The sequence below is a fragment of the Sorangium sp. So ce1504 genome, assembly GCF_051521635.1.
Classification (GTDB): Bacteria; Myxococcota_A; Polyangia; order Polyangiales; family Polyangiaceae; genus Sorangium; species Sorangium cellulosum_B.
Map to the genome: position 1 here is coordinate 2,675,722 of NZ_CP150365.1, position 20,502 is coordinate 2,696,223.

At 74.3% G+C, this 20,502-nt stretch carries 10 protein-coding genes; 2 read left to right on the plus strand and 8 right to left on the minus strand.

Going from position 1 to position 20,502, the window contains the following annotated elements; genetic code table 11:
- Positions 1 to 303: 303 nt before the first annotated feature.
- The 7 genes from WMF39_RS10345 to WMF39_RS10375 all read right to left on the minus strand — a co-directional run bounded on the left by WMF39_RS10345 (position 304) and on the right by WMF39_RS10375 (position 17,572).
- Positions 304 to 2,193 (minus strand): SWIM zinc finger family protein, encoded by a 1,890-nt coding sequence (locus WMF39_RS10345; RefSeq protein ID WP_437745369.1) that lies wholly within the window; start codon positions 2,191 to 2,193, stop codon positions 304 to 306.
- The gene (locus WMF39_RS10350) at positions 2,190 to 9,065 is read right to left on the minus strand and encodes a HEAT repeat domain-containing protein (RefSeq protein ID WP_437745370.1); all 6,876 of its coding nucleotides are present in this window, start codon (positions 9,063 to 9,065) and stop codon (positions 2,190 to 2,192) included. The genes WMF39_RS10345 and WMF39_RS10350 overlap by 4 nt, the downstream gene beginning before the upstream one ends.
- The gene (locus WMF39_RS10355; RefSeq protein WP_437745371.1) at positions 9,062 to 11,887 is read right to left on the minus strand and encodes a hypothetical protein; all 2,826 of its coding nucleotides are present in this window, start codon (positions 11,885 to 11,887) and stop codon (positions 9,062 to 9,064) included. The genes WMF39_RS10350 and WMF39_RS10355 overlap by 4 nt, the downstream gene beginning before the upstream one ends.
- A gap of 236 nt (positions 11,888 to 12,123) precedes the next feature.
- Positions 12,124 to 13,026, minus strand: a complete 903-nt coding sequence (locus tag WMF39_RS10360) for a WGR domain-containing protein (RefSeq protein WP_437745372.1) — start codon at positions 13,024 to 13,026, stop codon at positions 12,124 to 12,126.
- A 36-nt stretch (positions 13,027 to 13,062) separates the two neighbouring features.
- Complete coding sequence (locus tag WMF39_RS10365) at positions 13,063 to 13,359, minus strand: DUF2288 domain-containing protein (protein ID WP_437745373.1); 297 nt, start codon at positions 13,357 to 13,359, stop codon at positions 13,063 to 13,065.
- A gap of 125 nt (positions 13,360 to 13,484) precedes the next feature.
- Positions 13,485 to 14,486, minus strand: a complete 1,002-nt coding sequence (locus WMF39_RS10370) for an alpha/beta hydrolase (protein ID WP_437745374.1) — start codon at positions 14,484 to 14,486, stop codon at positions 13,485 to 13,487.
- A 614-nt stretch (positions 14,487 to 15,100) separates the two neighbouring features.
- Entirely contained in the window at positions 15,101 to 17,572 is a 2,472-nt protein-coding gene (locus tag WMF39_RS10375; protein ID WP_437745375.1) for a TonB-dependent receptor plug domain-containing protein, read from the minus strand.
- Between the two features lie 145 nt (positions 17,573 to 17,717).
- Here WMF39_RS10375 and WMF39_RS10380 point away from each other — a divergent pair, with 145 nt between their 5' ends.
- The gene (locus WMF39_RS10380) at positions 17,718 to 18,725 is read left to right on the plus strand and encodes a DNA/RNA non-specific endonuclease (protein WP_437745376.1); all 1,008 of its coding nucleotides are present in this window, start codon (positions 17,718 to 17,720) and stop codon (positions 18,723 to 18,725) included.
- Between the two features lie 9 nt (positions 18,726 to 18,734).
- Here WMF39_RS10380 and WMF39_RS10385 read toward each other — a convergent pair whose 3' ends face one another.
- On the minus strand, positions 18,735 to 19,145 hold the full coding sequence (locus tag WMF39_RS10385) for a nuclease A inhibitor family protein (RefSeq protein WP_437745377.1): 411 nt from the start codon (positions 19,143 to 19,145) through the stop codon (positions 18,735 to 18,737).
- A 210-nt stretch (positions 19,146 to 19,355) separates the two neighbouring features.
- Here WMF39_RS10385 and fbaA point away from each other — a divergent pair, with 210 nt between their 5' ends.
- The gene (fbaA, locus tag WMF39_RS10390; RefSeq protein WP_437551623.1) at positions 19,356 to 20,429 is read left to right on the plus strand and encodes a class II fructose-bisphosphate aldolase; all 1,074 of its coding nucleotides are present in this window, start codon (positions 19,356 to 19,358) and stop codon (positions 20,427 to 20,429) included.
- Positions 20,430 to 20,502: the final 73 nt, after the last annotated feature.

The window sequence follows — 20,502 nt, forward strand, 5'->3', positions numbered from 1 at the left end:
CCAAGAGAGGCTCCAAGCGCATCACCTTCATCGCTTGGTGCACGGTAGCCTCACCGGTTCTCCGGCTAGACGAGCCCTACGGCGTCGGGAGAAACGGCGTTTGCGAGGTTGTCTCAGCTCTCCCGACGCCGTAGGGCTCGTCTAGCCGAAGAGAACCAAGAACAGGCTACCTTGCGGAGAGTGACTGGCGGTTCCTCCAGAGCGGCGCGACGCCGCTCCTACGCTCGAGGCGTGGAGGCTGGTGCGTTCAGAACCTCTCCTGGCAACACGAACAATCTCTTTTTCTTGACCTCCTTTCCTTTCTCATGCTGACGACGCGTCGGCGTCCACGAACCCGGAGGACGTCAATGCATCCAGTCTCTTGAAATACGCGTCGCGCGCTTCGCCGTCCGTGTCAAACCAAATGCGCTGGTGTCGAGGCGCTTCGGCGCGCGCCCCCCACGACAGGTGTACTACGCGGTCGTCCAGGGAGACACGGTAGACGACCTCCGCGCCCGAGGCCTCGCGGCGCACGTACGTGCGCGTCTCGGCGCGGATGAGCGACCGCCCCTCGGCCGTCTGGCGCAGGGCGTCCCGCTCGGCGCGCTCGCGGGCGTAGGCGACGCGGAGCGCGATCATGTGCTCGCACGGACCTTCGCGGAGGCCGCTCCGGCGGAACGTGGGGCAGCTGCACCACGCGTCGGAGACGCGGCCCTCGAGATCCATCGTGAACCGCGGCGCGAAGTCGCGGTGCGCCTCCCGGTCCGCGACCTCTCCGTGGATCTCGGTGCCCTCGCCGGCGATCTCGTGCACCTTGGTCGGCCTCACCGCGCCGGGCGCGCCGAGCAGGCGGTGGGCCGCGGCCTCGCGGGGCGAGCTGTAGCGGATGTCGCGCTCGTCCACCGGATCGGCGAACAGCTCGCGCGGGCGGTAGACGCGGCGCGCGACGTCGTAGAGCACCCGGCCGCGCAGGCACTCGAGCTGGAGCGCCGCGCGGGCGTCCTCGGCGCCGCCGCCGGCCGCGAGCGACGCGAGCGGGAGCGGCCCCCGCTCGCGGAGGAGGGCGAGCTGCCTGCCCGCGAGCGCGTCGAGCGCCGCGCGCGCCTTGTCGCCGCCTTTCCCCTCGCGAGGCATCAGGGCGTCGAACGAGGCGGCGCTGGCCCAGCTGCTGTCGGTCCAGCCCGTGAGCGCGATCGTCAGCGTCGCGCGGCCCAGATCGAGCACCCAGAAGACCGGCAGCCCGGGGCCCCGGAGCTCGGCGCGCACGCGCTGCACGTGCGGCAGGAGCCGCGACAGCGCGAGCAGCCGCTGCCGGCCGAAGGTCCGGACCACGCGCGGCGGGCCCTCGTACGGAGGGCCGTGGCCCTCGATCAAGATCTCCCAGGGCTCCAGGATGAGGCGCGGCGGCTTGCCGGCGACGAGCTCGAAGCGGAGGCCTCGGGGCGGCTTCTTGGCCTTGCGGGTGCGGAGCACGAACAGCGCGTTGTAGAGATCGATCGGCGCGAGCTCGCAGGAGACCGCGGGGAGCGTCGCCGCCGACTGCACCTGCAGGAAGCCGCGAAGCCAGGTCGTCGGGACCTCGAGCGAGCGCTCGATCGGCGTGGCGCGCGCCGCCGCGGCGTCTCCGCGCGCCGCGCCTGCGTCGAGCTCCACCTTGGCGTAGGCGCGCAGGCGATCGATCTGCTCGACGATGCGCGGCGAGAGATCGACGAAGGCGGTGCCGTGGGCCGCCTCGCGGCCCTCGAAGAGGTCGCTGGAGAAGGCGAGCCGGGCGTAGGCGCTCTCGTCGCGCGAGAAGACCTCGATCGAGACCTCGTCCGGGTGCACCGTGAGCACGGGATCGAGCGCGCCGGAGGCCCTCGGCTTCGCCGCGGAGCCGTCGCCCTGGGCCGCCGCGTCGTCGGGGAAGGCGCCCTCCAGGAACGCCTTCTGCGCCTCCCAGATGGCCGCCGTCGCCTTCTTGCCCTGCTTCATCAGGTAGGCGAGGTACGCGGTCCGATCCCGGCCCTTGTACCGGAGATCGCTCTCCAGGATGGTCGCCAGCGCGGCCATCGCGTCGCGGAAGAGCGCCGCGTCGCGGACGGTGCCGCGCACGCCGACCGGGCCGCGGGCGCCGTCGAGGGAGAGGCGCACGCTCGTGTGGAGCGGGGCGGCGGCGAGCTCGCTCGGCGCGGCGTACCGGAGGAGGATCGGGCGGGCGAGTGCGGCCGTCATGCGTTGACTCCTTCGGGGGTCTCGGGCTCTCTGGACGAGCGCGCGGCCGCGAGCCGCGCCGCGCGGGGATCCGCCGCCTTGCGCTTCGCGCGGCGGTACGCTCGGTACGCGGCCTTGCGGACGGCGACGTCGGCCTTCTCTTTGGCCTTCTCCTTGTCGAAGGCGAGCGCGGCGAGCGCCTCGAGCGCGCGCTCGCCGCCGGCGCGGCCGAGCGCCGCGATGGCGTCGAGGCGCGCGGAGGCGTCGCCGCCGCTGCCCTGCGCGAGCGAGATCAGCGGGGCGAGCGCGGCGGCGTCGTGGCGCGCGAGGATCGACGGCAGCGCGAGGCGCCGGCCCGGCTCGGTCGCGGCGAGCGCCGCGAGCGCCTCGGGCGAGGCGACGCGCGCGGTCGGCCCGAAGGCGACCGGGTCGAACGGCCTCACCGCCACGGCGATCGCGGCCGAGCCGTCCGGCGCGAGCGCGGCGAGCGCGGCCGACGCCGAGGCCCGGACGCCGGCGTCCATGTCCTTGAGGGCCGCCGTGAGCGCCTCCACGGCGCCCGCGGGCGGCGCGGCCCCTGCGGACCTCGCGGCCGACTCGAGCGCGCCGAGGGCGCGCGCGGCCTCGCGGCGGATCTCGCCGGGGGCGCTGTCGTTCGAGAGGAGCGCGCGCAGCGCGGGCGCCATCGCGGTCGCGCCGGCGCGCCCCGCGGCCCAGAGCAGCTCGCGCCACGCCGCGGCCTCGGCGCTGCGCTCGTCGCCGTGCGCGGCCGACCAGCGCTCCGCGGTGCGCCGCGCCGCGGCGGCGAGCGCGCCCGCGAGGGCCCCGCGATCGCCGGCCACGGTGCCGGCGGCGATGAGCCGCGCGGCCTCCTGCCGCGCCGGGGCGCGCTCGTCCTCGAGCATGCGCAGGAGCGCGGCCACAGGCAGCGCGCCGCGGCGGAGCAGGCCCATGGCGAGGCGCTGCCGCAGGTCCTCGTCCTTGAGCGCCGCGAGCCGGGGCAAGAGCTCGGCCGGGTCGGCCTCCGCGGCGAGGTAGCTCGCCGCCGGGCCCGCGATGTCGTCGTGCTCGCTCCCGACGGCGAGGAGCTCGACGCGCGTCCGCTCGCCAGGGAAGAGCTTCTCCAGCGCCTTGCGCGCGTTCTTGCGGACCTCGCTGCTCCGCGCGTCGAGCGCGCGGGCGAGCGCGGGCTCGGCCGCGCTGTCGCCGAGCAGGCCGAGCTCGTTCACCGCGACGACGCGGAGCCTGTCGGGCGTATCGCCGGCGCGCACGAGCTCCTCGAGCAGCACGCGGGCGCGCTCGCCGCCGATCCAGCGCACGCCCTTCGCCGCCGACTCGCGGAGATCGATGGAGTCCGCGTGGAGCGCCTGCTCGACGCGCTCCGAGGCGCGCTTGCGGAGCTCGGCGCTCCCGAGCTTCGGGGCGATGCGGCCGAGCGCCTCCGTGGCGGCGGCCTGCATGCTCGGCTCGACGGAGGGGGCGGCGGACGCCGACCCCCGACCCGCGTTGACTGCCGCTTCCTTGGTGCCGCCGGCGGCCACCGCCTCGAGCTCTTCCAGCGCGCGGGCGTCGCCGAGCGTGCCGAGCGCGAGCAGCGCGCGCTCCCGCTCCCCGGGCTCGCCCGCGCGCACGACGAGGAGGAGCGGCCGGAGCGCCGCCGCGAGGCCCCGCTCGGCCACCCCCTCCGCGGCGGGCAGCACGAGCTCGCGCGCGCCCGCGCGCAGCACGGCCTCGAGCGGCCCCGAGGGCGCGCGCTCCTGTCGATCGCCCTTGACGCGCTTCGCGTAGGACGTCACGGCCGCGACGCGCGTGGGGAGATCGCGATCCGCGAAGAGCGCGACCAAAAGGTCGTTCTGCGCGGGATCGTCGCCGAGATCGAGCTCGCGCGCCGCGGCGAGGCGGAGCGCCGGGTCCTTCGCGCGCGCGGCGGCGGCGAGGAAGGCGAGCGCGAGCGCCGTCTCGCGCTTCTCGCGCTCGCGCCCCTTGTCGACGATCTCGAGGCACGCCTTGAGCGCGGCGCTCCGGACCTCGGCCGCCTCGTCGTCGAAGCGCGCCGAGAGCGGGGCGGTGGCCGCGGGGTTCCGCGTGCTCCCGAGCGCGCCTGCCAGCGCGGCGCGGTCCGCCGGCGTGGCGGCCTCATCCATGCGCGCCGCGAGCGCCCGCACCGCCGCGTCGCTCGCGAGCGCGACGAGCGCCTTGCGGGCGCGCGCCGAAGGCGCGGCCGCGCCCTCGCGCAGGAACGCCGAGAGCACGTCGACCGCGCGATCGTCGCGGCTGCGGGCGAGGAGCTCCGCGGCGCGCAGGCGCAGGTCGTCGTGATCGCTCTCCATCGCGCGGCACAGGGCGGGCACGATGCGCGGATCGCTCGACGACGCGAGGCGCTCGAGCACGCCGAGGCGGAGGTCGGCGTGCTCGCTGCCGAGCGCCGCGAGGAGCGGATCGAGGCTGCCCTTCGGAGAGAGCCGCTCCAGGAGCTCGAAGGCGTAGCGGCGCACGTCGGGCAGCGCGGAGCTGAGCGCACGCACGATCTCGGGGCGGGCGTCGCCGCCCCGCGCGGCGATCTCGTCGAGCGCGGTCCGCGCCACGTCGGCCGACGCCGACGCGAGCCCGAGCGCGAGCGGCTCGCCCGCCCCCGCCGGGAAGAGCGCCTTGAGCCCCGCGAACGCCGCCTTGCGCACGAGGTGGTGCGGGTCGTCGAGCGCCCGGACGAGCGGCGGGACCGCCGCCGTGCTGCTGACGTGCCCCCTGGCGCAGACGTCGACGATGCGATCGATGGCGTCGCGGCGCGTGCGGTGCGCCTCGTCGTCGCCCGCCGAGACCTGCCGGAGGAGGCCCATGTACGCGCCGAACGCGAGCCAGCGCAGCCGCCGCTGCTCGCCCTCCGGGACCGCGTCGCCGGCCGGCTTGTCGCTCTGCTTCTGGCCGCTCTGCCCGCTCGGCTCGGGCTGCGCGAAGAGGCGGCGGAGCCACCCCTTCGCGGGCTTCGTGTCGCTCTCCTCCGCGGCGCGCGGGGTCGTGTCCGCCACGACGTGGGCGCCCGCGGGGCGCAGCGCGGCCACGCGCTTCGCCTCGCGGAAGTACTCGACCGGCTTGCGCCGGATGCGCAGCACCTGCGCGGCCGCGTAGCGCTGCTGCGGGTCGTCGCTGGCGAGCGCCTCGGCGAGGCCGACCAGGATGCGCCCGCGCGCGACCTCGGGCGGCCAGTCCTTCGTGCCGGCGGGCTTCTCGCCGTCGGCCGCGCGGCCCTGCTCCGCCGTGTCGGGGCGCGGGGGCATCAGCGCCTCGATGAGGTGGGCGAGGTACAGCTCCGGATCGGTGCGGAGCTCCAGCGCGCGCGCCGCGGCGAACCGCACGTCGGAGCGCTGCGACGAGAGCGCGCTCGTCAGGAGGTCCGGCGGGTCGCCGCGGCGGAAGGCCCTGAGGTCGCGCGCGAGCACGATCGCGAAGACGATCTCCTGGACCTCGCGCGAGCTGTCCTCGAGGCCCTGCAGCATGCCGCCGTAGCCCTCGGGCCCGAGCGCCGCGAACGACATGATCGTCGCGACGCGGATGGGCGGGTGCTCGTGGCGCAGCGTGCCCGTGAGCACCGGCAGCGCACGCACGTCGCCGAGCCGCGCGAGCCCGTCGGCGGCCCACGACCGCACCGCGACGTCGGCGTGGCCCATGGCGTCGAGCAGGTAGCCCTCCTCGCCGCGGCGGGCGGCCATCGCGAGCCCGCGCGCGGCCTGCTCGCGCACGTCGGGGTACTCGTCCTTGAGCAGCTCGGTGGCGAAGTACTTGACGAGGCGCGGCGATCCCAGCGTCGCCAGCGCGGTCGCGGCGCGCGCGCGCAGCGGGCCGAGGACCTGGATCGGCATCTGTTTGAAGAGGGACTGATCGGCGAGGAGCGCCCGCATCGGGTTGATCAGCTGCTCGTCGCGCCGGACGGCGCAGAGCTCGGCCGCGCGCACCCGGAGGTCGAGGTGGCTCGACTGGAGGCCGATGTGGAGCGGCCCCGCCTCGCCCGGAAGGAGCTTGTCGAGCGCCTCGATCGCGGCGATGCGCGGCCCCGCGTGCTCGTCCTCGAGCAGCTTGCTCAGGGCGCTGCGCGCGGCCTCGCCCACCGGCACGCGCGTGGCGAGCAGCCGGAGCAGGGCGTTGCGCGCGTCGTCGCCCGCCGGCATGTGCGCGGCCCCGCGCGCGCCGCTCTCCCGGACCGAGGGGTGGATCGACGCCATCGCGGCGAGGTGCGGCTCCGCGGCCTCCTTGCCGCGCAGCTTGACGACGGCGTCGTACGCGGCCTGGGCCACGCTCGCGTCGCGGTCGCCGATGGCCGCGTGCAGCCGCTCCGCAGCCCACGGCTGCTCGCCGTGCGCCTTGAGCTCCTCGACGGCGCGCAGGCGCAGATCGGGGAAGCGCGCGAGCTGGGCGCGGTCGAGCGCCGTCTGCGGATCCGAGGCGTGCCACGACCAGAGCGTCCGGAACGCCTCGCGGCGGACCTTGGGCGACTCGTCCTCGATCGCGTCGGCGAGCAGCGCCTCGGCCTCGGGCGGCCTCGGTCCCTTGCCCTCGCCGGCGAGCGCCACGAGCCGGTCGAGCCCGCGGACGCGGATGTCCTCCTGCGACGAGCGGAGCGACGCCTCGGCGACGGTGAGCGGGGCCGACGGCTGGAGCCGCGCGTAGGCGTCGTGCGCCGCGGCGCGCACCGCACCGTCCGCGTCGTCGAGCATCCAGATGAGGCGCTTCTCGGCGCGGGTGTCCCGGAGCTCGGCGAGCGCGGTCGCCGCCTGCCGTCGCAGCGACGGGTCCTGCTCGCGCGTGAGCTGCAGCAGCGCGCCGAGGGCGCGCGTGTCGCCGAGCTGCGCGAGGCCGCGCGCCCCCCGCACCGCCGTGTCCGGGGTGCGGCACGCCATCGCGGTGAGCAGCGGCTCGAGGTCGGCCTCGGCGGGCTCGGTCCCCGGGCTGCCCACGCCGGGGATCCGGGCGCGCGCCGCCTTGATGGCCGCCTCATCGGCCGCCTTCGCGCCGTCCTTCGCCCCATCCTTCGCGTTCGCCGCGGGCTTCTCCGCGCCGCCCGCGCCGGCGCGCCGCAGGACCTCGGCCGCGCGCCGCGCGATGTCGATCGCCGCGCGGCCGAGATCCTCGTCGCGCGCCTCGAGCGCGTGGGCGAGCGCGCGCCGCTCGATCACCTTCGCCGCGAACGCGATGCGGCGCACCTCGGCGTCCTCGTCGTCGAGCGCGCGCGCCGCGATCGGCGCGAACTCCGGCGCCGAGAGCCAGCCGGCGAGCGCCGCCCGGATGAGCGCCTCGACCCGGAGGTCGGCCGGGCCGCGCTCGAAGGCGGCGCGGAGCGGCTGCGGGCCGTCCGGGTGGATCTGCTGGAGCTGGTCGAGCGCCGTGAGCCGCACCGACGCGTCGCGGCCGGCGAGCTTCTCGGCGATGAGCCCCGGGATGAGCGGCGAGCTGCCATAGAGCTTCCCGAGCTCGAGGAGCGCCCGGCGCTGCACGTCCGCGGCGCGGGCATCGAGCGCCGCCCGGAGCGGGGCGAGCGGCGTGTCGCGCTCGATCGCGCGGAGCGCCTCGAGCGCGGCCATGCGGACGTTCGGGCTCTCGTCGTCGAGCGCCTCGCGCAGCTTCGCGCGCGCGCCGCGGCGCCCTTTCGCCCCGAGCTCGCGGGCGGCGAGCGCGCGCACCTCGGCGTCGCGGTCCGATCGGAGCGCGGAGAGCGCGGCCTCGAGCGCCTCGGGCTCGTCGAGCGAGGCGAGCGTCTTGACGGCGCTCTCGCGGGCCGGCCGCGCGCCCGAGAGCGCCTGGGCGAGGACATCGAAGCCGTGCGCGAGCTCGGCGGTGCCGTCCGCGGGCGCGCCGGCGGCGTCGATCGGGAAGCGCCATACCGTGCGCCGGTCCCCTGCGGCGAAGACGGCGCCGAGCCCGTCCTTCGCGTCCGCGCCGCCGCGGCCCGCCTGCCCGCGCGCGCCTTTGCGCGCGGCGGCCGGCGCGAGCGCCAGCGCGTGGAGCGGCAGCGCGCTCGTCTCCAGCGTACGCGGCTTGCGTTTGTCCTCGAGCCGGTGGATGCGGATCGCGCCGTCCGCGCCTGCGGACAGCAGGCGGTCGCCGCTCTCCTTGCCGTCTTCCTGCGGCGGCGGGGTGGGCAGGCACAGGAGCGCGCGGACGCCGCCCGCGTGACCGCTCCCGTCCGCGCCGCGCACCTCGCACTCGACGTCGCCGACGAGGTACCAGAGGCGCACGGTGCCGTCGTCGCCGCCCGACGCCAGCCGCCCGTCGCGCGGCGTGAACGCGAGCGCCGTGACCGGCCCGTCGTGGCCCGGCATGGCGCGGACGGCGCCCGTCGACAGCGTGACCACGCGGACGATGCCGTCGTCGCCTGCCGCCGCGCAGAGCTCGCCGGCGGGATCGAAGGCGACGGCGCGCAGCGGCGCCGCCGAGAGCGCGAACGACGAGATCTCGACCGCGGCGCCGGGCTGCGGGGCAGGGGAGCCGGCGGCCTCGCCGACGCGAAACACCCGCAGCGCGCCGTCGACCCCCACGGTCGCGAGGCGCGCGCCGGAAGGCGCCGCGGCGATCGCCGTGGCGCCGCCCGGGTGCGCGTCGATCGCCCGCACGTCGGCCGCGCCGCCCGCGACGAGGCGCAGCGCCCCGTCGGAGCACGCCGCCGCGAGCAGGTCGCCCGCGAAGGCGAGGCCCAGCACGTGCGCGGGAACGTCGATCGAGCGCACCGGCTTGTTCGCCACGTGATCGAACAGCGTCACCTGGCTCGCGCTGGCGGCGGATGGCGTGGTCTGCGTCCCGCGCGCCTCGCCCGGCGCCGGCGCGCGCACGCCGCCGACCGCGAGGAGCCGCGGGCCGATCGCGAGCGCGCGGACCTTCTCGTAATGGCCGATCGCGTGGCTCATGCGGTCTCCTGTCCGACGCCGGGGAGCGCCCGGCCTTCGCCGGCCGCTCCGAGGCCTTCGATCTCGAGCCCTGGGTGCGCGTGCCTGAGCCGCAGGAGCGCCGCCAGGCACGCCTGCCACTCGCCCTTCGCGATCGACCCGGTGAACTCGGCGATGACGGGGGCGACGAGCGCCGCGAACGCCGCGTCCTCGACCGCGAGATCGCGCACGACCTCGATCACGTGCCGCTTGGCCTCGCTCGCCGAGAGGCGCCTGCGCGAGCCCGCGTCGTCGCCCGGCTCCGGCGACCGCCCCGCGGGGATCCCGGACAGCACGTACCGCAGGAAGCGCCGGAGCGCCTCGACGTCCGCGAACCGCCCGGCGTCCTCGGGCAGCTCCGCCGCGGTGCGCGCGTCGTCTCCGCGCGCACCGCGCGGCCGCCAGCCCGGCGGCAGATCGCGCGGCCGGTGCTTCTCCCAGAGCATCCGCACGGCGAAGAGGCGCACCTCGCGGTCGGCGCTCTGCATCAGCCAGCCGAGGCGCTCCGGGCCGCCGAGCCGCGCGTAGTGCTTCAGGATGAGCGAGAGGCCGAGCTCGCGCGCGCTCTTCTTCAGGCTCTCCGTGAGCGCGAAGACCTGCGCCGGATCGAGCTCCTCCGGCGTGAGCGCGATCGCCGGGTCGGCCGACGGGTCGCCGACCTTGCGGAGCGCGTCGAAGGCGATGTTGCGCACCTCCTTCGCGTCGCTGTGCGCGAGCTCGTAGACGCGGGTCTGGTAGCCCCAGGCCCGGAGCTCGGCGCGCGTGATGAGCGCGGCGAAGCGCCGGACGTCGTCCCGCTTGTCGGAGAGCGCGGGCCAGATGCGCTCGGCGGTGAACGCGCCTCGCTTGAGCGCCGGCTTCAGCTCGAGCTCCTTGGCCTCGCTCTGCTCGGGCCCGAGGACCGGGTGGTGGCAGCGCAGGTACGTCTGCGCGAACGCCCGCATCGGCTCGGGCTCCTTCTCGCCGAGCGCGAGCGCGAACAGCCTCGCCGTGCCCGCCTCGCGGTCGCCGCGGCCGCTCGCGTCCTGCCCCGCGTCGAAGTCCTGCGGCTTCATGTGCGAGAGGAGGTAGCGGCGCGCGAAGCCGTTCAGCGTCGGATCCGCGCGCCGCGCGAGCGCGAGCAGCCAGGGCAGCGTGAGCTGCCGCGGCGACACGATCTTCGGGTTGCCGAGCACCTCCAGCGCGACCGCGCGCGTCTCGGCGCTGAAGACGAGCCCCTTCAGGCGCTCGACGCCCTCGGCCGTCAGGTCGGGCAGGGCGTCGGCCTTCTGGAGCCAGGTCGCGACCGTGGACCCGAGGCGCTTGCGCGTGAGCGCGCCGAGCAGCCACGGCGTCCCGATCGCCGCGATCGGGTACTTGCCGAGCGCGTCGAGCGCGGACTTCGTCGCCTGGTAGTCGTCCTCGTGGCGCGGATCGTCGAGAACGCGCACCCAGAAGCCCGCCCCGGGCTCGCCGGGCCGGTACTTGGCCTTGAAGTACGCGGCGGCCCACTTCTTCTGCTCGGACTCGCCGTAGAGCATGTCGACGAGGAAGCCCTCGGGCAGCTCGGCGCGGTCGAAGCTCTCGCTCAGGGCCTTGCTGGCCCACGCCTCGGTCTCGCTGTGCGTGAGCAGCCGCCCCAGGAACGCGTGGCCGAGCGCGCGCGGGCTCTTGCCCTGGAGCGCCGACGCCGCGAAGGCGCGCGTGTCCTTGTGCTCGGAGGCGAGCAGCGCGGCGAGGCGCTCCGGGTCGAGGTCCGTCGCGTGCGCCCGGGCATACTCGATCGCGAACGTGCGCGCCTTCGGGCTCGGGGAGCCGAGCAGCGCGAGCGCCGCGTCGTGCAGCCCGAGGCCTCGCAGCTTGCTCTGGTGGAGCTCCGGCGAGCCGAGCAGCGTCTCGATCAGGAACTCGTGCGCGCTCGCGAGCGGCCGGTACGCGAGGCGCGAAAGCCACGCGGGCGTGACGCTCCGCAGGGTGTCGGCGAAGTCCTTCTTGAGCCCCTGGATCGCGAACTTGGCCGGCGGATCGGCCTGGCAGGCCGAGAGCAGGAGCATCAGCGGATCGGGCGATCGCTTCCACGCCTCGTCGAAGGCGCGGTGCTTCACCAAGTCGCTCGGCGGGACGTTGCCGTGGAACGAGCGCCCGTCGTACTTGCCCGTGCCGTGCGCCCAGATGTGGTTCGCGACCCAGAGGTCGCTGAAGCCCGTGCCCGGCGCGTAGTGGCGGAGGACCTCGACCGCGAACTGCGGGTAGAGCTCCGGCGTGCTCCGGCCGAGCTCGCGCAGGAAGCGCCACGCGCGGCGGCGCATGTAGATCAACGTCCCCTTGGAGACCTCGCGCCGCCGGCTGCGGGAGAGCTCGACGTCGAAGCGGAAGGCGAGCGCGCCGAAGAGCTCCGCGTCGAGCCGCGCCTCGGCCAGCTTGTAGATGCGCTTGAGCCCGCCCCACGCGCCGAAGACCAGCGGCGCGCTCGTGGCGATGTCGCGCAGCGCGCTGCGCCCTGCGTCCGTGCCCTCCTCGTAGATGCGCACGAGCAGGTCCGCGAGCTCGAGCCGCGGCGGCGGCGCGGCGTCGACCTGGGCGAGGAAGCGCTTCCACGCGTCGGTCGACTGCTCTCGCCGCTGCTCGGGGGAGCGCATGCCCTGAGCGCGCGAGAGCAGCTGCAGGAACGCCGCGAAGGTGAGCGCCCCCTCGCGCGGCGGCGTCTCCGGTTTGGGATCCGGCTGCCCGAGGTACGTCTCGACGACCTCGGCCAGGGTAGGTGAGCCGCTCGTGGCGAGCTGCTTGACGTTCGCGATGTCGATCGGATTCGGTGAGCTCGTCAAGGCGCCCTCCCGCGGCGGGATGGCCTGGGAGAATCGCGAGCCCCGCGGTGCAGGTCAAGCCAGAGTCGATCTGACGATGACGGAAGCGTCGTCGCTTCCCCGCGGTGTGCGCCTGTGGGTGGGGCGTGTTCGCGGATGCCGGGGGTGCCGCGCGGCGCCCGGAGCGTTGCCTCGAGGCGCGCCGGACGCGCAGCTCAGGCCGCGCAGCTCAGTCAGCGCAGCTCAGGCCGAGCAGCTCACGCCGCGCGCATCCGCGCGACCCGCTCGGCGACGTGCGGGTCGCCGCCCGCGTCGATGCTCGCGAGGAGGTCCTTCAGCGAGCGCCCGCGGTGGGCGAGGTGCGCCTCGAGGTGCGGCGAGAGCGCCTTCCAGCGGCGCGCCCACCCGGCCTCGGCGCTCATCGAGCCGTGGTGTGGCCGATCCACGAGCAGGACGCCGAGCCTGAGGCCGAGCTCGGGATCGTCGAGCTCCTCGAGCTGCCGCTTCAGGAGGGCGAGCGCTCCGGCGGCAGGAGAGGTCGCTGGCGGGGCCTTCCAGGTGTCGCGCACCGCGCGCGCGAACGCCGCGGCGTCGAGCTCCGAGAGCAGCTCGATCGCGCGCACGAGCGGCAGGCGATCGCGCGCGCTCGGCGCGACGACGCGGTCCAGGAGCGCGTCCAGCGCGGCGGACAGCGCCCCGTCGGTCGCGGGATCGAGCCCGCCGAGCGACTCGAGCGCCCGGCGGGCGCGTCGGACGGCGCGCCCGAGCACCCAGCTCCGCCGGCCGCGCGCGGCCGAGACCGCGGCGAGCGCGTGGACGGCCGCCTTGCGCCGCGCCTCGGTGGCCTCGCCGGGCTGGACGCGCGGCGGCAGATCGAGCTTCGGCGGCTGCGGGGGCGCGGCCGCTCCGGCGCCGGCTGCGGGGGCGCCGCCGGCCGGCGCGCCGCCCCCGGCGGCGGCCACTTCCTGGTAGCCCTCCCTGAGCTTCTCCGCGATCTTCTTGTCGCACTCGCGCTGCGCGGCCTCCGCCGTGGGGAACGCCTTCTCCTTGCGTTGCCCGGCGGTCCCCAGCCGCCCGTAGACGACGATGAAGGTCGTGTCGTCCACGTCGGCCATCCAGAACTTGGCGCTCGTCCCCTGCACGAACTCGAACCGGCGCATGCGGGCGACGATATCACGTCGCGCCGGCGGCGCGCCTCAAGAGGGCGGCGGCGAGGGCGGCCGGCGGATCAGCACGAACGGCGCGACCACGAGCGACAGGAAGCGCAGATCGTGCTGCTGCGGCCAGCGCGCGAGATCGGCGGCCGTCGGCTTGGTCAGCTTGCCGGCCGCGATCCAGGCCTCCACCGCGGCCGTGTCGTTCGCGGCCATGGCCTCGCCGACGTCCAGGAGATCGAGATCGGCGGCGACGACGATGACCGCGTCGCGCACTGTATGGGTGCGGAGATCGGTCCAGAAGACCTCCCCGAGCGTCTTGGCGAGCTGTTCGCGCATGGGGGCAGCATAGGCTCCGGACAGCGGCCGCCAAGCCTGCGCGCCGCCGCCCGGCCGAGGGAGGGCGGCGGCCGCCGGCCGCGGCGGTCCGGGCAGGCGGCGCTGCCCGAGGCTCCGATCGCGCCCTACCAGCCCATGTTGTGGTGGACCCAGCAGTCGATCTGCTGCCAGCCGACCCGCGCGCGGTAATGGGCGTTCAGGATATGGCCCGTGTCGGGGACGATCGCGGTCGTGACGCTCTCGGCGCTGGCATAGAGCGCCGCGTCGGAGTCCGCGTACGACGCCGGCTGCAGCGCGTCGGTCTCCCCGAACTGGATGAACACCGGGCTCGTCACCTCGTCGATGCCGGCGAGCGTCGGGTCCTCGGAGACGGCGAGGAGGCTCAGGAACTGCCCGCGCGTGAACGTGTCGGCGATGGTGGCGTTGTCAAGATCGATGAGCGCCGGGTTCGCGTTCGCGGTGTCGTAGAAGATGGCGGTGCGCATCTCCGGCGGGATCGCGATATAGGGCGTCTGCAGCAGCGAGGAGATCCCCTCCGGGGGGACCGGGATCGGGTGCGGCGTGAAGGCCAGACCGGTGTTCACGAGGACATCGGCGTCATTGTAGGTGCTCTGAACGAACGTGTTGATGATGGCGCCGTTCGAGTGACCGACGAGCGCGACGCGCGTGAAAGGCGTCCTGTAGACGCCGCCCGGCGTGCGCATCTCGGTGATGATCTGATGGACGCTGTCGGCGGTCTGGGCCAGGTCGAGGGAGTCGCCGTCGGGCCGGCCGCTCTCTCCGGCCCCGAGCATGTCGAGCGCCAGGACGGCGTATCCCTCCTTCGCCATGTGCCGGGCATAGGAGTAATCGTGTCCGCCGAACGACGGGAGATCCCAGTACTCGTGCGTGTAGGTCAGGCCGTGGACGAGCACCTGAAGGGGGCGGTACTTGGCGTGACCCTGATAGTAGAGGTAGCCGACGACGTCGTACGTGTTGCCGTCGGAGAGGGTCACCGGGAACACCAGGCGCTCGACCTTGGTGGGCTGCCTCGACGACGACGCCTCGGCATCGCCCGAAGAGAGCGCGGCGGCCGCGAGCGTCGCCGAGAAGAGTACCGTGCTGAGTGCGCGATAATACAAGTTCATGAATTGACCCTCATGGTTACGGCAGGTGATTGGAGGTGAGGCAACGTCTATCGCGGTGCGATATCCCGTGGTCTCTCAGCTCCAGCGCCGCCACGCCATGTTCGCAAACATTGGACCAGAAAGCGTCTACGTCAACAGGATAGCGCACGATCTCCGCCCGCGCCGCCGTTCCCCGCCATTCCGGAGCGCTGATTGGTATCCAGCGCGTTGACCGTGGGCTCGCGCGGACCCTCGCGGCCCGTCGTCAGGAGTGGACGCTGCACGAGTCTTTGCGTGATGCCGCAATGATTTGCACGGGGGGTGACGCCGGCTGCCGGTCCCGGCACATGTGCCAGGGAAGGCGTCATCGCGACGACTTCTGTGCTGGCGAACAAATCTCCCCGTGCTTTATCGCTCTTGCCGGACGTCATGGCCAGGAGACGCCATCGCGGCACGGAAGTCGTTTGATGAATCGATATGGGATTTTTGTGGCTCTGCTGCACTGTGCTCGCAGGTGCACGGGCGATCGCGCCCCCGCGGGTGCTCCCGGCGATCCTCGGCGCGGCGCGGGCGCGCAGCCGCGGCGCCCCTGGTGAACGCGAGCGCTGCTCGTGGCGCGATGACGTCAATGCCGCTCAGAAGGTCGCTTCGGCGCCGATGCTCGGTAGGATGATGGGTCCGAGCGTCTCCGGCTCGCATCCGCGCAGGAGCGAGCACTCGTATTGCAGCGTCTCTTTTCCTGCGGTGGCGTTGAGCACCTCGACCGTGAGCGAGAGGGTCCGTCCTTCGCGGAGGATCCACCGCTTCTCGAGCCGCAGGTCCAGCCGGAAGAACGCCGGCAGCCGCTCCGGCAGGCTCAGCCGGCGGACCACCTGGGCGATCCGCTCGCGCAGCTGCTCGCGGCGCCGGATGTCCTGCTCCGTGTCGGGGCGGTCGTCGTTGCCATCCGGGCGCTGCCCGTCGACGCCGTCGTTGTCCCAGAGGTCATAATCGACCGTCATGGGAATGCCGCTGTAGAACACCGCCCTGCCCCCGAGCTTCCAGCCGCGGCCCACGTCGACCGCGGCCGCCATGTTGAGCACATGGCGGCGGTCGAACGCCGAGTCGAAGCTCTCCCGGCCGACATGGCGGACGGAGCGGGAGAGGGTGTAGGACACGAACCCTCCGATGCGCTTCGACAGGCTGCGGTGGGCGTGGATCTCCAGCCCATGGGTGCTGCCGTCGCCGCGCAGCTCGGCCCGCTGCGCGAGGCCAGCGTCGGTGCCGGGAGGCCGGTTGCCGAGGGCGTCGCTCAGGTCGAAGAAGCCGCTCCGGAACCCGGTGATCGTGGCCTTGATCTCCCCGGGGAGGCGGAGCTCGACGCCGGCGCTCGCCAGCAGCCCCGTCTGCACGCCGCCGCGCAGGCTGCCCACCTGCAGGCCGGGCACCGCGCCGAGGAAGCTCGGCGGCTGGTGGGTCACGCCGAAGGCGCTCAGCAGGGCGACGCGCGGGGTCGCTTGCAGCCGCGTCGCGAGCCGCGGATCCACCGTGGCCCTCGTCGCGCCGCCGGACGCGAAGAGGTCGCCGCGCAGGCCTGGGACCACCTCGAACCCGGGCGCGGCGCGGACGACGACGTCGGCCCAGAGCCCCGCGGCGAGGTCCTCCCGGCTCGTGAAGAGGCGCGCGAGCGCCCTGTCGTTCCGGGTCGGGAAGTCGCCGTCGTTCTCGCGGATGTCGATGTCGAACCGCTCCAGCTGTGCGTCGGCGCCGGCGCGCACCGTCAGCCGGTCGGAGACCGGCGCGGACAGCTCCACGCGCGCGCCGAGGAGGCGGGCGCGCCCGGCCCGCTCCCCGTCCTGGTTCTCGCTCTCCTCGTGGCCGAGCGTGATCGCGTGCCGGAGGCGGCCGCCGCGCGCGAAGAACCTGTCGTAGCGGAGGTCGAGCCGGTGGAAGTCGCCGGCGAGCACCACGTCCGTGTCGCCGTCGTCCTCGATCTGGGCGAGGTAGTCGTGCGATCCGAAGGCGAAGAGGCCGACCCGGTCGTACGGCGAGGCGTCGTAGGTGACGCGCGCCTGGTAGTCCCAGTAGCCGAGCTCGATGCCGGGCGAGAAGAGCGCGAGCAGCGCGCCCGGGTACGCGTAGCGCCCGCCGACGAGCGCGGTGCCGCGGCCGTCGGCCCACGGCGCCTCGACCAGGGCGCCCGCGTCGAAGAGCCGGAGGTTGGCCTCGCCGTGGAGCAGGCGCGCCGGCTCCCGGGTCTCGCCGGCGATGACGCCGCCGGTGTAGCGCCCGAAGCGCGCCGGGAAGCCGCCGGGGTAGAGATCGACCCGCTCGACGAGCGCCGGGTGGATCACGCTGGGGCCGAGCGCCACGTGATAGAGCAGCGGGACGCGCACGCCGTCGATGAAGTAGCCGACGTTGCCCGGCGGCGCGCCGCGCACGAAGAAGTACGGCACGCCGGACGCGATGGGCGTCACGCCGGGCATCGCCTCGATCGCGCGGAAAGGATCGCCGAACGCGCCGGGCACCTGGCGAACCTCCTCGCGCGTCATCGAGGTCGTCATCGGCGCCGCGCGTTCGCCCACCACCACCACGTCGATGGCCTGCGCGGCAGCCGGCGGTGAGGGCGGCACCGCCGCGACGCTCCCGCGGGGCGGCGCGGGCCCGGCGGGCGCCGCAGGAGGCGCGGCCGGCGTCGCGGCGCGAGGATCGCGGAACTTCACGGGGAACAGGATGCGCGCGCCGATGGGCCGCCCGTCGCGCCGGGCGGGCTCGAACCGCCACGACGGCGCCGCGCGCGCGGCCGCGCTCGCGAACGGCTCCTCGCCCTCCACCTCGACCGCGCCCACGGTGCCGTCCGCGTACACCGTGATACGGGCGACCACGGTCGCATCGCCGACGCCGCCGGGCGGGTAAGGCGGTTCGGTGGGGCCGAGCGGCGACGGCATCGTGACCCGGGCGCCCTGCGTGGCCGCCGCGGGCGCCGCAGGGGCCTGCTCCTGCGCGGGAGCCGCCGTGGCCTCGCCGTCGGTGAAGGCCACGAGGGCGCCGGTCGCCGCGGCCACCGCGACGGCCGCGGAGCCGCGCGTCGTCCGGCGTCGCAGATCGCTGTGCTCCGGCTCCTCCATCGGCGCTCCGGAAACCATGGAGAGTCGCGGCGGCACGCTCAAGCAAAACGTACCGACGCGCCTTTCGGGCCGAGCGCTGCTCGCCTCGCCGAGGTCGCGCTGGACGACCGCGCCGTCCCTGCCGTAGATAACTGGCAGCGTCGACGTGGGCTCGAACAGGAAGCGACAACAGAAGTCCTGGGGTTCGCGCGTGCTCGTCGCGCTCCTCGTGACCGGGCTCAGCGCGGTGGGGGTCAAGTGCGGCCTCGAGCGCGTGCTCGAGGAGCTCGGCCTCGACCTCGGCGGCGACCGCCCCTCCAGGCCATCGCCGACGCCCGGCCGATCCGGCAGCGCCTCGCCGCCGAAGGGCGCTCCGCCGAAGGACGCGCCCTCCTCGCGCCCGCCCGCGCCGAGCCCGCATCTCGAGCTCGGCGTCCCGGCCCGCACGGGAGCGCGCGCCGCGCGGGCCGACGCGTCCGACGATCACCTGATGATCAAGCCCCAGTACGCCCTCTCCTACAACCGCTCCAGGAACGTGGCGAACTGGGTCGGCTGGCGGCTCGACGCCGCGTCGTTCGGGGACGCGCCCCGCCATCGGGGCAAATTCCTGGCCGACAGCGCGCTGCCCGACGGCTGGTACCGCGTGCAGCACGACGACTACACCGGCTCCGGCTTCGATCGAGGCCACATGGTCCGCTCCGAGGAGCGGACGCGGAACCCCGACGACAACAAGGCGACGTTCCTCCTCACGAACATCCTGCCGCAGCGGCACGAGCTCAACGCCGGTCCGTGGCTGAGGCTCGAGGAGGCGTGCCAGGAGCTCGCGCAGAAGGAGCGGCGGGTGCTGTTCCTGATCGCCGGCGGCCTCTTCGACGAGCGCGAGCGACCGGCCGCCACCATCGGCAAGGACGTCGCCGTGCCGGACGCGTTCTTCAAGGTCGCCGTGGTCCTCGAGCCGGGGCAGGGGCCCGGCGACATCGGCCCGGCGACGCGGGTCATCGCGGTGGTGATGCCGAACGAGACGGGCATCCTCGATCAGGGCTGGGGGCAGTACCGGACGACGGTGGACGAGATCGAGCGGCGCGCGGGCTACGACCTCATGACCGCCCTCCCCGAGGCCACGCAGCGGACGCTGGAGGCGCGCGTCGACGACGGGCCCGCCGGCGGTCGCTGAGCGGCGCGCTCAGGTCTCGACGACCTTCGTCACGAGGCCGAGCCACGCGCCCGACGGATGGCGGCCGACGACGTAGACATCGATCGCGACGCGCCCGACGCGGTAGACCCGGACGTCGGTCAGGTGGCGCTCCAGCAGGTCCACGAGCCGCCGGTACCGCCCCGCCTCGGCCAGCGCCGCGTCGCCGGCGTCCCCGGGCACGTCGATCACGGGCGCGAAGAGGTCGCCCGCCGTCGTGACCTCGACCGGCGTCGCCGCGCCGAGGCCCTCGGCCGCGAGAAGCGCGGCCGGCGAGGACGCGTCCCCGCGCGACCGGAACGGGCGCAGCTCGTGATCGGACTCGCTGGGGAACAGCAGGCCCTGCGCGGCCTCCGCGAGGGATGCGAGGAGCTCTTCGGGCGACATGGGTGAGGCCTGCATGCGGATCTCCGGGCGGCTGCTCGGCGAGGGCAAGCTCGCCGTGGGGTGATCATTCCACCGTGAAGCCAGCGGAGAAACCGCTTGCTCCCTGGGCTTTGGCGATGGTACCCGGACCCGCCCGCCCTGCGGATCCGATCCACCCTTCCGCTTTCCTTCGCCGCGTTGCATGCTCGGGCGAGACCCGAGCAAGGAACAAGGATTCAAGGTGCCATGTCCAAGATGAAGCTCAAGCCCGGCGTGATCACTGGCTCCGCTCTTCAGGAGCTGTTCGAGTACATGAAGAGCGTCGAGTGTGCGCTGCCGGCCGTGAACGTGATCGGCTCGCACAGCACGACCGCCGCGCTCCAGGCGGCCCGAGAGGCCAAGTGCCCCATCATCATCCAGTTCTCGAACGGCGGCGCCCACTTCTTCGGCGGCAAGTTCCTCGACAACAAGGGTGAGAAGGCCGCCATCGCGGGCGCCGTCGCGGGCGCGCACTACGTGCGGAACCTGGCCGAGGCCTACGGCGTGCCGGTCATCCTGCACACCGATCACGCCGCGAAGAAGCTCCTGCCGTGGATCGACGGCCTGCTGGAGCACGGCAAGAAATTCTTCGAGAAGAACGGAGAGCCCCTGTTCTCCTCTCACATGCTCGATCTGTCCGAGGAGCCGCTCCACGAGAACCTCGAGATCTGCCAGAAGTACCTGCGGCAGATGGCGGCGCTCAAGATGACGCTCGAGATCGAGCTCGGCGTCACGGGCGGCGAGGAGGACGGCGTCGACAACAGCGGCATCGACAACTCCAAGCTGTACACCCAGCCCGCGGAGGTGCTCGCCGCGTACGACGCGCTGAAGCCGATCGGCAACTTCACGATCGCTGCGTCGTTCGGCAACACGCACGGCGTCTACAAGCCGGGCAACGTGCAGCTCCGGCCGCCCATCCTGAAGAACTCCCAGGACGCGATCCAGAAGGAGCGCAAGACGGGCCCGAAGCCTGTCGACTTCGTGTTCCACGGCGGCTCCGGCTCGTCGCGCGAGGAGATCCGCGAGGCGGTGTCCTACGGCGTCATCAAGATGAACATCGACACGGACACGCAGTGGGCCTTCACGCAGCCCATCAAGAAGTACATGGACGACAAGGGCGCCTACCTGAAGTCGCAGCTCGGCAACCCCGAGGGCGAGGACAAGCCCAACAAGAAGTACATCGACCCGCGCGGCTGGCTCCACCTCGGCGAGAAGGGCGTGGCGGCGCGCCTCGTGGACGCGTGCAAGGACCTGAACTCGTTCGACAAGTTCGAGTTCTGATCCGCGGCGAAAGCGAAGGCCCCGCTCGCGCGGGGCCGGAGCGACGCCTGGTAAGCCTCGCCGCGGCGACACC